Below are 11,652 nucleotides of genomic sequence, written 5' to 3' on the forward strand. Positions count from 1 at the left end.
GATCTCCCCCTTGAGCGCGGGGATATCGCGATCCACGACTGCCCAGATTTCATCGGAATCCACGCGGAAGTATGCGTGGACCAGAACGTTCCGAAGGCCGATTACCTGTTTCCAGGGAACGCCGGGAGAAGCACTTCGCAGGTCCGGGGGAAGGCGTGCGGCTGCTTCCCCGATGACCTGGAGGTGGTGGAGCATCCAGACCTGCACCAGTTCATCCTGCAAAAAAGCGTCCCTGCCCCTGATCGCATACCGCTCAATCTCATCGATTGCTTCCAGGATATCGAGGAGCCGCTCGTTTCCGTCCCTCATAACGGCACTGCCTCTTCGAGGACCCTCTTTTTGTATCGCTCCTTGAGCGCTGTCTCCGTCACCACATCCACCCGGCACCCAAGGGCATCCTCCAGGTCCTGGATAAGTGCGATGTGGTCGAGGAGGCTCCTGCCCGGCTCCATCTCCACGAGGAGGTCGAGGTCACTCTCCGGACCCGTCTCGCCGCGGGCGACCGAGCCGAAGACCCGCAGGTTCCTGGCACCGTGTCGCCCGGCTATTGCGAGGATCCTGGACCGCTTCTTCCGGATTAGATCCTGTGTGACGGGCATGGCTGTTCACCAAGTTCTATCGGAAGCCAGAGATATAAATTTGCCCCCTGACGATCATGCCGCAAAAAAACGCCGATAAAGCAGCCTTCGCTACGAAAACGGCCGACCGATGCCTCCCGAGAAAGTCAGGCCGATCCCCCCAGGACTACCTATAATCGTCGGTCATATTCCCGGGAGCCGGCGCTCCGGTCATCCGCAACCGCGAGTACTCCACCGCGAAGGTGAACTTAGTCGACGGGAACGGGAAAAGGGTCGGGATCGTCTCGCTCCAGTCCCCGCCGATCGCCGCGTTCGAGGCGAACGCCGTTGCGCTCATGAACAACACGGCCCTCGCGGCCGCGTTGCTCCCGGTAGGAACGAAGTTCCGTGGGAGCGGGAAAAGGGCTTCGACTCGCGACGGTTCATCAGAACCGGAGCGTGAGCACCGAAGGTGCGATTCGCGATGGGCGACGGAGCCATCCGGAACGGCCCCGCTGAGACCTACTACTGTCAGCCTCGGTGCCGCGACCCTTCGGGCGACGACTACGTCACCTTCACTGGAAAGACCGTCCTGATCCGGCCAGCGAGGGCGGCGCCTTCGCGTGCTTGGCTGAAGCAGTATCAGGACCAGATCCGGCTGTCGCTCCGGGGCCGCCTCCTCCCGGAGCAACGGGCGCGCGCAGTCCACCCGCCCCTTTTTCCGCTGAATATCACCCGAATCGCTCGATACCCGGACGGCCAAAAGAGAACCGTTAATATTGCCTGATGTCAAGATTCATAGTGAGTAACCATGATCACGTCCCCGTCCTGCGGTCCGATCCCCTCTCTCTTCGGGGGCGATCCATGCCGGTGAGGCAGGGGCTGATCCCCGCTGCGGGCGCAGGATCGCGCCTTGGGCCGTTCACGAACGCGATCCCCAAAGAGCTTCTCCCCGTTGGCGAGAAGGCGGTGATCGAGCACGTCGTCGAGGCGATGCACCTCGCCGGCATCACCGATATCGTCATCGTCGTCGCCCCGCACAAGCACGGCCTCTCCGACTACCTGGGTTCGGGCAAGCGCTTCGGCGTCGACTTCACCTACGTGGTCCAGGACGAGCGGCTGGGCCTCGCGAACGCCGTCGCCGCCGGGGAGCACGTCATCGACGGCACCTTTGCCGTCGTCCTCGGCGACAACTTCTTCTCCCCGAAGACGTTTCTTGCCGACCTCATCGACTACCACGTCGCCCACCGCCCCGAGACCACCGTCGGCGTCGCCCGGGTGGAGGACGTCACCCGCCACGGAATCATCCTCCCCGACGGCGACCGGGTCGTCGAGATGGTCGAAAAGCCCCAGCCGACGGCCGCCCCGAGCAGCCTCGGCGCCCTCGGCGCCTACGTCTTCGAGACGGGCGTCTTCGACGCCATCGCCCGGACCAAACCCGGCCACAAGGGCGAATATCAGCTCACCGACGCGATCCGGCTCGAGATCGCCGAGGGCCGGGATGTGCGTTACCGGGTCATCGACGGCATCCACATCGACGTCGGGACGCCCCGGGACCTGATGAGGGCGAACGAGTGGTACTTGAGGGAGAACGGGCACACGGGCGATATACCCTCAATCCCCGGCCGGAAAGTGGAAAGCAATCGGCGAGACGAGACGATCGGAGACAACCTCTAAAGAGCGTGCAACATGAAACTTATCGTAACGATCCCCGCATATAATGAAGAACGCTCCATTGGCGACGTTATCCGGGAGATCCCCCGCACAATAGATGAAATTGACCGGGTTGAGGTGCTCGTCATCGACGACGGCTCGACCGACAACACGGTGGAAGTCGCACGGAACGCCGGCGCCGACCACATCATCTTCCACAAGAGGAATCTCGGGCTCGCGAAGGCCTTCCGGGACGGCCTGAATGCCGCCATAGAACTCGGGGCCGACATCATCGTCAACACCGATGCCGACTTCCAGTACAACGGAACGGAGATACCGAAACTTCTTCAGCCCATCTTTGACGGAAAGGCGGATATCGTCATCGGCGACCGCCAGGTCGATACCCTCGACCACATGCCCCGCGGGAAGGTCTGGGGCAACAAACTCGCTACCTGGGTGACCCGGTGGGTGACCGGCTGGCCGGTCCGCGACGCTCAGACGGGTTTTCGTGCCTTCACCCGCGATGCCGCCTGCAGGATGAACCTCACCGGCGACTACACCTACGTGCAGGAGACCCTCATCCAGGCGGCGAACAAGAACCTGACCCTCGTCCAGGTGCCGGTGGAGTTCCGGAAGCGGGACGGGAATTCACGGTTGATCTCGAGCCTGTTCGGGTACGCCACCTCGGCCGGGAAGACAATAGCACGAAGTTTCCGGGACTACCACCCGATCCAGGTCTTCACCTGGATCGGGATCATCCTGATATTGGCCGGTCTGGCCGTAGGTTTCAGAGTCCTGACACATTATTTTGAGACCGGGATGGTAACGCCGTATCTCCCCTCAGCGGTCCTCACCACCGTGCTCGTCATCGTCGGGCTGCAGGCGATCGTCTTCGGTCTGCTCGCCGATATGATGAAGACGCAGAGGATGCTCACCGAGGAGATCCTGTACAGACTGAAGCGATGAAGAAAAATACGCTTATTAAACTTATATTAACAATAGGGCTATTTATAGCAATATTTTACAAAATAAATCCAGAGGAGATCATTGAAGTATTTTCGGAAATTGACCCTGGGTACGTCATAATAGCTATATCTTTTGTGCCGATACTCTATATCTTGAGAACATACCGATGGAAACTCTATCTGCGACACCTAGGAGTTGATACCCATTTTCCAAAATTATTAAAAACTCTAATGATCGGCCAATTTTATGGATTAATTACACCAGGGAAACTGGGCGAACTCGGCAGAGTGTATCACTTGCATGCGAGTAAAGCGGTGACGATTCCAACTGTTATTGCAGAAAAAATTGTTGACCTCTTTGTCCTTTCGGCCCTTGGCCTGACAACAGTCTTCATATTTTTTCCGAGTCAGGGGGTTATGATAAGCCTGCTCTTAGCGTTTCTGTGTATGCTCATTATTGGAGCGGGCATTTTGACAAACCGCAAATCTATTGGTTATGTTGTCAAACGTTTTGGGGTTACGGAGGAAGAGGTGGAGACCTATATTGCAAGCATCCTCTCTCTGTTTAAACATAAGCCTCTGGTGGGAGGGGTGTTGTTAACAACGGTCAGTTACTATGCAATAAATTATATTATTGGATATTTCGTATTACTCGCACTTGATGTGGATGTAATCGCAGTGATAACTATCCCGATCATCGTCCTTATTGGAAATATACCAATTACCATCTCCGGTTTAGGTCTAAGAGAGTCGGTTGGGACATTCTGTTTTGTCCTCCTAGGTATCGAGGGGATATACGGATTCTCGTTCTCACTCATCTTATTCGGAATAATCACTCTGATCCCCGGACTGATGGGGTACGTTTTATTCATGAGATCAGGCAGTTCAGATGCATGATATGTATGGACATTTAGATAAAATGCAGGCACATTATTGAGTTACAGATCCGAACGTGAGAACAATTACAGAGGAATAAGGTGATCAGAATGCCCAAGGAGTTTGATGGTGGGGGAAATTACTACAATAAGTATGAAAGTAATAATCCAGCCGTGCAGATGTTAATGCGGAAGTATTTCCAAGATTTGGATGGGCTCATCGTCCCAATAAAAGATAGAATTAACCTCGCACTCGAGATCGGATGTGGAGAGGGGTATGTTACTCAGCATATCCAGAACCTCGGTATCGCCATAGAAGGCACCGATATCTCAGAGAGAGTTATTAAAATCGCTCAACAAAGTCATCCTTCATTACGGTTCTCAGAATGCTCGGTTTACGACTTACAGTCGCTGGGTGGGACTTATGATCTCGTTCTGGCGAACGAAGTCTTAGAGCATCTGACCGATTACAACAGGGCCATTGAGGAAATGAAGAATGTTGCGAGAAAATATCTATTCTTTAGCGTACCAAATGAGCCATATTTCAGGTTTGGGAATATCCTGCGACTTAAATACCTGGAGAATTTCGGCAACACTCCAGGACATATCAACCATTGGTCATTACAGGACTTCGAAAAGCTCCTAATTAGTGCTGACCTAGATATAGTCGAGATTAAACCGTCGACTCTCTGGGTGATGGCGTTATGCGAGGTGGAGTGATCGACCGGAGGTTCGAATTTGAACATTATTATGAATGAAATCATAACCGAGTGCCGATACAGAGATGGTCTCCCAAACAGAAGAAAAGAATGGACATCTAAGCGGCAATGCGGGAGTATGATGCATATGGTAAAATCCGGAAGGATGGATATTCTACATCCACGGTCCTGAGGAGTTATGGTATGAAAAAATGTAAAGGTCAAATTACCGGCCTGCTCTCTCCGCTTCTTGAAAAACGGAGAATGAACGAGATCATGAAACATGTAGCAGGCAACATCATCCTTGATTATGGATGTGGTTACGGAAAACTTGCAGCGGCGTTCCCGGGAAAAACATACATTGGAATAGATATAGATAATTCAACCATAAAGTATGCTAGGAAACTGTACTCGGACAAGGAGAAGGTACAATTCCATGCTCTTGGTGATTTTAAATTCCAAGATCATAGATATGATTCCATAATTATGGCGGCCGTGATCGAACATCTAGATGAGCCTGCCCATACGTTGCAAAAACTGAAGAAGAATCTAACGGAGGGGGGGAGGATTATCATCACGACACCCACACCGCTAGCCAATGAGATCCTTAAATTGGGTTCAAAGTTCGGACTCTTCAGTAAGGAAGGGGTTGAGCAGCACCAAAGCCTGTTGAAGAAGCAGGATTTTGTCAATATCTCTCAGAAGACGGGTTTGACATTGAAATATTATGGTCAGTTTGAGATTGGCTTAAATCAAATTGTAGTGTATGAGAATATTACTGAAAACATCAAATTCTAAGAAAAGTCTCGAGCCCCGCTCGACTCACGGCGGGCTTCTGATTCTGGTAAAAGAGGGGAGGAGCGCTACCGAATTGTTCCGGAAGACGCGAGGGCGCTCATTTCGCCGACCGTCTGGTCCCGGTGACGTGCGAGCGAGTGTAGCGTGAAAGACGAATAGATTCTCACTACTCATCATCCATCACTTTGATTTTAACTTGCCGGGATGAAAGGATAGAGCGTTTTTTATTTAGCCAGAGGATCGTTTTCATTACGGAGATTTTACTGATGTTCCAGACTCGCAGTCATAATGGTCGTCGCCGTGAACGTGCTTCTGCCAGAGGAGCAGAGGTTAACGAAAGGAAGAAAATAGACGGCCGCGGGGTGACGAGAGGGAAGCTAAAGGTATTTTATGACTGAAAAAGAATGATCAAGCAGGAAGGTAGCGCTCAAACAATTGGGAGTGAACAGGAGATATCACCGTGAGATTCCAGCCGGAATACCTGAATTTAAGAACCAACAACGAGATCTACTACCTGATCGGGACCTTCTTCGCCCTTGTAGTGATCAAATCGATCCTCACAATGCCCATGCAAACGCCATGGATTTTTGCTGATGAGGCCGTGTATGACAATATTGCTCAGAATATCGTGCATGGCGAACTGTTCAGCGATCTCCTGTACTGTCAGACGTATCCGCCGGGATATTCGATACTTCTATCGACCGCCTACCTCTTCTCCGGTGATAAAACCGTAATATACCATATCATGCTGATCGTGAACAGCGTCCTCACCTCTTCGGTAATCTTCCCATCATATTACATCCTCAAAAAATACATCACGCAACAACAGGCCCTGCTTGGATCGCTGCTCATAGCGGTACTCCCTGCAGTAACGCTTTACACCTTCGTACTTATGAGTGAGAACCTCTTCATCCCGTTGACACTCTTCTCTATCTGGTTCCTGCATGAAGCCTTCGAACATAATTCGATAGGGTGGGGTTTTCTTGCAGGAATATCTATTTTCTATCTATATTTTACCAGGGAGACCGGCCTGGTCTTCTGCATTGCCTTGTTCGCGGCACTGGCGTTCTTCATCATCGGTATGGAGCGTGGAGAGAGACTCAAGGCGGTGAAGGATAAGACGGTGCTGCTCGGTTCTTTTGTGGTGCCGTTCCTCCTCTGGGGCATCTATAAGAGGGCTGTCGCAACCGGGCCATCCCTTTATAGCACGGGAGCTTATGTCAGCACACTTGTCGAAGCCATCTCGGATATCGAACTGTTCGTGACCATCTCCACCCTCGTGCTGCACGAGATCGAGTACCTGGCATTGTCCGGGTATATCTTCGTGTTTGTGATCGCGCTGGCCTTCATCGCTGGAGCCCTTAAACGTAGCATCCCGGGCCCCGGTGTCCATCTCCGGCAGTTCTGTCCGGAGAAGGCTCCGGCCTTGCGGGCGGTCATCGTGTATTGCCTGACCTTCAGTGCCGGGCTGCTGGTGATCACGGTTACGCATATGCAGATGATCTATACCACAGGCGACCAGTATTACGCCATCTTCGGGCGCTACCTGGACCCGGTCGTTCCGGTCCTATTTTTGTTCGGGATACTTGCCACCGGATATCTGCGTGCAAGCGGCTCTTCATTGTCGCACGAGAACCGGAAGGCAGGGAAGCTCTTTCTGGTTCCCGGTCTCGTGCTGGTATCGATCATGGCGGTTTCGCTGCCGCACACCTACTACAAGTTCCCGAATATGTTCGGGATCAACTACCTTCCCTATCTTCAGGAGTATGTGCCTTTTGCCGGCATCATGCTCCTCCTTGCGGTTGTCTGCGTCGTCGTACCATCCGCACTGCTGAACCACCCTCACGGTTTCCTCACCGTTATCGGGCTGTTCATCATCGGATCGGTCCTGTTGACCGTTCCCACGTACAGCGCAGAGGTAGCATTCTCCGACCACATAGAGAACGTGAACCAGATCGGACGCTACCTGCAGGAGCACGCGTCCCCGGGGAGTACCGTGATGGTGGACCCCGTGGCGTTCGACCGGGGGTGGTACCCCGTCGGGTGGTTCTCCACGACCTTCTGGTCTCCGGGAGAGTTAACCGTACTGCCGATCGAGGAGAGCTTTTTAGCGGAATCCGATTACCTTGTCTCAAACAGTTCCCTGGACTACCCTGTTGCGAGCCGGTCCCGCGACGGGTATACTCTCTACGCCACCGGCCGAGTGACCGGAACCTGAAGGAGAGAGCAGAAACCGTCGGGCAATTTTCCTGCCGGGCCGGACTTTTTCGTGAAGACAGAGGCCTCGCTGTCATCGCTTACGTTCGGATGCCGTTCGCCATCGCAACAACAGAGTCGCCGCAAAAAAACTCCTGTAAGGCCCGGGGGTTCCCCGGCGAACCATCGACAATCCGTTTCACATCCTGGTTCGCCCCGTAAACCGAACTCAAGGCAGGGCGCAATCCGGTGGAAACCCGTTCCAGGGGATGGACCGACCAGGACCCTGTCTCCCCTATAACGTTCACCGGCAACGAGGAAGATTTAGGCACATGAGACTTTCCCGGGAGGGACGATGCCGCCGCTACCGGGTTTCATCGCGAAGGACGAAACCGCATATTCTCGCCCGCGAACAGGAATAGGACAACGAATCCAGGGGTGTCGTCGTTAAAAAGAAGATCCCCGGGAGAGATGCTCCCCGGGGGATTTGGGGTTCTTCCTTCCCGTGGGAAGGGGGTGATTACTTCTCTCCTCTACACCCCTGAGGTGTTCACGGTTCCTCCGTCGGTTCCACTGTCGGTTCCACTGTCGGTTCTGCCGTGGGTTCCGTCACGGTGACGTTCGCCTCAACTTCCGGATCGTAGTCGCCCTCAGCGCCGGTCAACCCAACCAGTACAGTGGACAACACCGTGGACCCCGTAACCGTCACCGGTACCCCACACACCTTATCCGAGCCCTCGAATAGACGCAATTCGGTTCCTGTGACTTCTGTGGCGGAGAAATTGAGTGCGTCTCCCGTCGAATCGAAGACAAGGATCTTGCTGCTATCCTTATAAGTCAGGGAACCATCGTTTGCAGGTACAAACGTGAGCCGGCCGTACTGGTCTGTCGCCCAGATGTAGACAGACTCATTCTCCGTAATGTCAAGAGAGATGCTGTCGAGCCGGGTCTTACCTGCCCAATCTTCAGCAACGTAATAATCGGAGGTGGCAGTCGGATCTTCCGCGCTTATGCTGATGCTAAGCGTGTCGCTCACAACCGCGTCACCACCAGTCGGTGCGGTTACCTCGACGGTAAAGGGACCGAGATTCCCTGCGGAACTCGAAGCGTCAATGGTGACGATACCAGGGTTACCGTTTTTCTCAACCGTAACAATGCACTCAGACTGATTACCAGTGATTTCCCATATCAAATCGCTCCAGTCATACCCAACCTCGTTACCATCGGCACCATATGCTATTACATCAAGCGCGATCGTATTGTCGCTCGCGCCGAGGATAACCCATGCCGGCTTGTCGCCTGTCAGGTCTGCTCTGTAAGACTCGTTACCGCTCGGTGTTACATTTGCTGCCTGGCCCTGGATCTTGATACGGTCGATTACATTGCCAACAGTCAACGCAAAGTCGGTATTCGCAGTCGCAGTACCGGAGTCGACGGAGATCGTGGCCGTGCACGAGGCATTAGCCTGTAATGTGAAGGTCAGGTTTGAGCCGTCGGCGGCTATATCACCCATAGTGACATTGACGGTGGACGGGTCGGAGTTCACACTCACAGTCATACCGGAAATGTTGACAAGCGCATCGTACTGGTCGTATCCGCATACGGTGATGTCAGAAGTCTGTGCTCCCCTGGTAACGCTGGCGCTGGCCGGGGAGAGCGTGATGCTCGTCAGTTCTCTCGCCGGGTTGAGAACAAACGCCTTTTCGGCTAATGTCTCACCGCCCTTGACGATCTTGAGCGTGTAGTCTCCCGGGTCCGCAACGGTGCTGTTCAGCTGGATCGCCGCTATAACGTCGGTGCCTGAAGCACTGGTGTACTGCCCATACCCTTCCTTAGTCGCATCGGCTTTTGCCCAATCGACCGCGAAGTTGCCTGTCACATCGCCTGTGGTGTTGTAGACTTTAACCATGTCCGTTCCCGTAGTGGCTTCCAGGGACATCGTGTTGCCGTACTGGTCGATGAACTCTACCGGCATGTAAGCCACGGCATCTTCTTTAGCCCACTCATTGTGTTCGCTGACTAGGTCTCCCAGGGTGGCGTAGGTAATCGTTCCCGCAGGCTTCACCGTGAACGACACCGGGAGATTGGCACCCTCGCTCTCAACAATGCGGATTTCGGCCTTACCTTCGGCAACACCCGCGATATTGAGTGCGATAACATTGTTGACACCATCGGTGACGTTTCCAACGTTAATCCGCGCGTTGGACGTAGATACCTCTACCTTGCCCTCCGGGACCAGGAGCTCTTCCCCATGCATATTCCGGAAGGTAAGGTTCTTCGTGATCGTAGATCCGACAGTTACCTCGTTCTCCCCGATCTCTTCAAGTTCAATCGAGGTGACGGTGGTGTTAAGAGTGGTGTTCACGGTCACTGCAAGCGCTGAGACGGCATTCGCATAGTTTTCGCCGACATAGGCAATAAATGTGTAATTGCCTGCGACATACGTCTTGACGGTGACATAGATGCCGTCGTCAAGTGTAGCACCTTCAGGTCCGGCTTTGAGCCAGATGTCGTCCGATGTAGCACCTTCAGGCCAGGCGGTCACATTGAACTTCAGATCGCCCTCGTTAAATGCTGCGCCCTTGTTCGCGGTAACCCTATCGGAGACGAACGGTTCCAAATTGGTGCCTGTAACGTTCGTTGAACCATTAAATGTAACATTGATGCTGGTCAACTCAGCAGCGCCGACAATCAGGGTCAGAGTCTGCTGCAGGTTCAGATTATCGCCGTACGCTGCCGTTACCTCGTAGGTGCCGGCCCCGTCAGGCGTAAGATTGAGGGTGTCGCTACCATTTATGGGGTAACCGCTGATGGAAGCCTTGTTTCTATCGACCATCCACCTGATATCATCAGCGCCGACCTTCATCGTGGTGTTGAACTGGTCCGTCACCCGGACGGTGAAGTTTGCAGTATTCTGTGCCGGCATCGAAGTCTTATCGGCGGTCAGTTCGAGTGCGGCAGCAACCCGCGTCTCTTTCGCCCCGACGGTATACTCAAGGTCGGTGTCAAGGACTGTTCCGTCCTTCTTGATCGTGACGTTCAGATTATAACCCTCGTTGAGGGGCAGATCTGGCCTGAGGGTAACGTTGTTGTAACCGACAGTATACGTGTATTCGCTATCCATCAGCGGACGGAGTTCCACGGTCCCGACCGCGACCGTTGCAGTTGTCTTCGCCATGGTGGTTGCATTGACTGCAATCGGGTCGCCATACTGGTCAAGCGCCTTGAACTCAATGACGGTTCGCTGCCCCGCCGGGACCGCTGGGACCCCCGTGGTCACCTTCACGATTTTTGTGAGGGTCGGGTCGGCAATCCTTGCCATGAAGGAAACTTCAGCAAAGGCCGCCCAGTCGGCAGATAAGTCGTAGGTCCGTGCATCCTCAAGAGTAAGACCTTCGTCAAGGGCAAACGCCGTCGTCAGTCCATCGAGACTTCCCGCGACATAGGTCGCATTCAGGGTGGCCGCAGCCGCGCTGAGATTGATGACCTTCTCTTCGAGGTCGGCTTCTTTGATCCCGGTGCCTTCCGCGAACGTCACGTTGATGTGCGTAGCATTGACCGCCGTAACATTGGCGACGATAAACGGCGCTTCTCCTACGGTGACGTTCACCCTGGCCGTCAGATTACCGGGGTTGGTGATGCCGATCGGGATGGTGAGGTTGCCTTCAAGTGTCTGGGTGCCCACCTCTGTTGCGCTGTAGACGCCTTCGGCCGCGGTCCAGTCGATTCCGACCTCCTCGACCTCACTGTTGCTCAGAGTAACGTTAACCCGGGCGGGGAGACCGATCTTGTCGAACGTCGTGTTAAAGGCAACAGATATGTCGGCGATCTCGTCAACTGCCGTAACGCTGGGCACTACGGGCGCGCCTGTAACCGGCACGAACACCGGTGTGTCACCCTTCGCAGTAAG

Annotated in this window: 11 protein-coding genes; 7 read left to right on the forward strand and 4 right to left on the reverse strand. The window is 54.1% G+C overall.

Going from position 1 to position 11,652, the window contains the following annotated elements; all coding sequences use genetic code 11:
* The 3 genes from BP737_RS10205 to BP737_RS10215 all read right to left on the reverse strand — a co-directional run.
* Positions 1-309, reverse strand: a 309-nt coding sequence (locus tag BP737_RS10205; protein WP_292407104.1) for a DUF86 domain-containing protein, incomplete at its 3' end; no start/stop codon positions are given.
* Positions 306-599, reverse strand: coding sequence for a nucleotidyltransferase family protein (locus tag BP737_RS10210; RefSeq protein WP_292407101.1), 294 nt, complete (start codon positions 597-599; stop codon positions 306-308). The genes BP737_RS10205 and BP737_RS10210, both read right to left, overlap by 4 nt.
* Positions 600-744: 145 nt before the next feature.
* On the reverse strand, positions 745-915 hold the full coding sequence (locus BP737_RS10215; RefSeq protein ID WP_342686163.1) for a hypothetical protein: 171 nt from the start codon (positions 913-915) through the stop codon (positions 745-747).
* 126 nt (positions 916-1,041) lie between these two features.
* Here BP737_RS10215 and BP737_RS10220 point away from each other — a divergent pair, with 126 nt between their 5' ends.
* The 7 genes from BP737_RS10220 (at position 1,042) to BP737_RS10250 (ending at position 7,764) form a co-directional block, all read left to right on the forward strand.
* Positions 1,042-1,344 carry a hypothetical protein gene (locus BP737_RS10220; protein WP_292407097.1) on the forward strand — a complete coding sequence of 101 codons (303 nt, stop codon included), beginning with the start codon at positions 1,042-1,044 and terminating at the stop codon, positions 1,342-1,344.
* Between the two features lie 77 nt (positions 1,345-1,421).
* The gene (locus BP737_RS10225) at positions 1,422-2,234 is read left to right on the forward strand and encodes a sugar phosphate nucleotidyltransferase (protein ID WP_292407095.1); all 813 of its coding nucleotides are present in this window, start codon (positions 1,422-1,424) and stop codon (positions 2,232-2,234) included.
* A gap of 12 nt (positions 2,235-2,246) precedes the next feature.
* Positions 2,247-3,176, forward strand: coding sequence for a glycosyltransferase family 2 protein (locus BP737_RS10230; protein WP_292407093.1), 930 nt, complete (start codon positions 2,247-2,249; stop codon positions 3,174-3,176).
* A complete protein-coding gene (locus BP737_RS10235; RefSeq protein ID WP_292407090.1) occupies positions 3,173-4,072 on the forward strand; it encodes a lysylphosphatidylglycerol synthase transmembrane domain-containing protein in 900 nt (299 codons plus the stop codon). Before BP737_RS10230 ends, BP737_RS10235 begins: the two co-directional genes overlap by 4 nt.
* Before the next feature lie 89 nt (positions 4,073-4,161).
* Positions 4,162-4,770, forward strand: a complete 609-nt coding sequence (locus tag BP737_RS10240) for a class I SAM-dependent methyltransferase (protein ID WP_292407086.1) — start codon at positions 4,162-4,164, stop codon at positions 4,768-4,770.
* A gap of 107 nt (positions 4,771-4,877) precedes the next feature.
* Positions 4,878-5,546 carry a class I SAM-dependent methyltransferase gene (locus BP737_RS10245; protein ID WP_292407082.1) on the forward strand — a complete coding sequence of 223 codons (669 nt, stop codon included), beginning with the start codon at positions 4,878-4,880 and terminating at the stop codon, positions 5,544-5,546.
* Between the two features lie 460 nt (positions 5,547-6,006).
* Positions 6,007-7,764, forward strand: a complete 1,758-nt coding sequence (locus tag BP737_RS10250; RefSeq protein ID WP_292407079.1) for a glycosyltransferase family 39 protein — start codon at positions 6,007-6,009, stop codon at positions 7,762-7,764.
* Positions 7,765-8,292: 528 nt separating this feature from the next.
* On the opposite strand, the gene BP737_RS10255 is transcribed toward BP737_RS10250, so the two are convergent.
* Positions 8,293-11,628, reverse strand: coding sequence for an Ig-like domain-containing protein (locus BP737_RS10255; RefSeq protein ID WP_342686164.1), 3,336 nt, complete (start codon positions 11,626-11,628; stop codon positions 8,293-8,295).
* Positions 11,629-11,652 lie beyond the last annotated feature (24 nt).

Source organism: Methanoculleus sp. UBA291, from assembly GCF_002499755.1.
Taxonomy (GTDB): Archaea; Halobacteriota; Methanomicrobia; order Methanomicrobiales; family Methanoculleaceae; genus Methanoculleus; species Methanoculleus palmolei.

Bases quoted from the DNA above. Each gene is read 5' to 3' on its own strand.
- BP737_RS10210 (WP_292407101.1), bottom strand. From the start codon at position 599: ATGCCCGTCACACAGGATCTAATCCGGAAGAAGCGGTCCAGGATCCTC.
- BP737_RS10215 (WP_342686163.1), bottom strand. From the start codon at position 915: ATGAGCGCAACGGCGTTCGCCTCGAACGCGGCGATCGGCGGGGACTGG.
- BP737_RS10220 (WP_292407097.1), top strand. From the start codon at position 1,042: ATGGGCGACGGAGCCATCCGGAACGGCCCCGCTGAGACCTACTACTGT.
- BP737_RS10225 (WP_292407095.1), top strand. From the start codon at position 1,422: ATGCCGGTGAGGCAGGGGCTGATCCCCGCTGCGGGCGCAGGATCGCGC.
- BP737_RS10230 (WP_292407093.1), top strand. From the start codon at position 2,247: ATGAAACTTATCGTAACGATCCCCGCATATAATGAAGAACGCTCCATT.
- BP737_RS10235 (WP_292407090.1), top strand. From the start codon at position 3,173: ATGAAGAAAAATACGCTTATTAAACTTATATTAACAATAGGGCTATTT.
- BP737_RS10240 (WP_292407086.1), top strand. From the start codon at position 4,162: ATGCCCAAGGAGTTTGATGGTGGGGGAAATTACTACAATAAGTATGAA.
- BP737_RS10245 (WP_292407082.1), top strand. From the start codon at position 4,878: ATGCGGGAGTATGATGCATATGGTAAAATCCGGAAGGATGGATATTCT.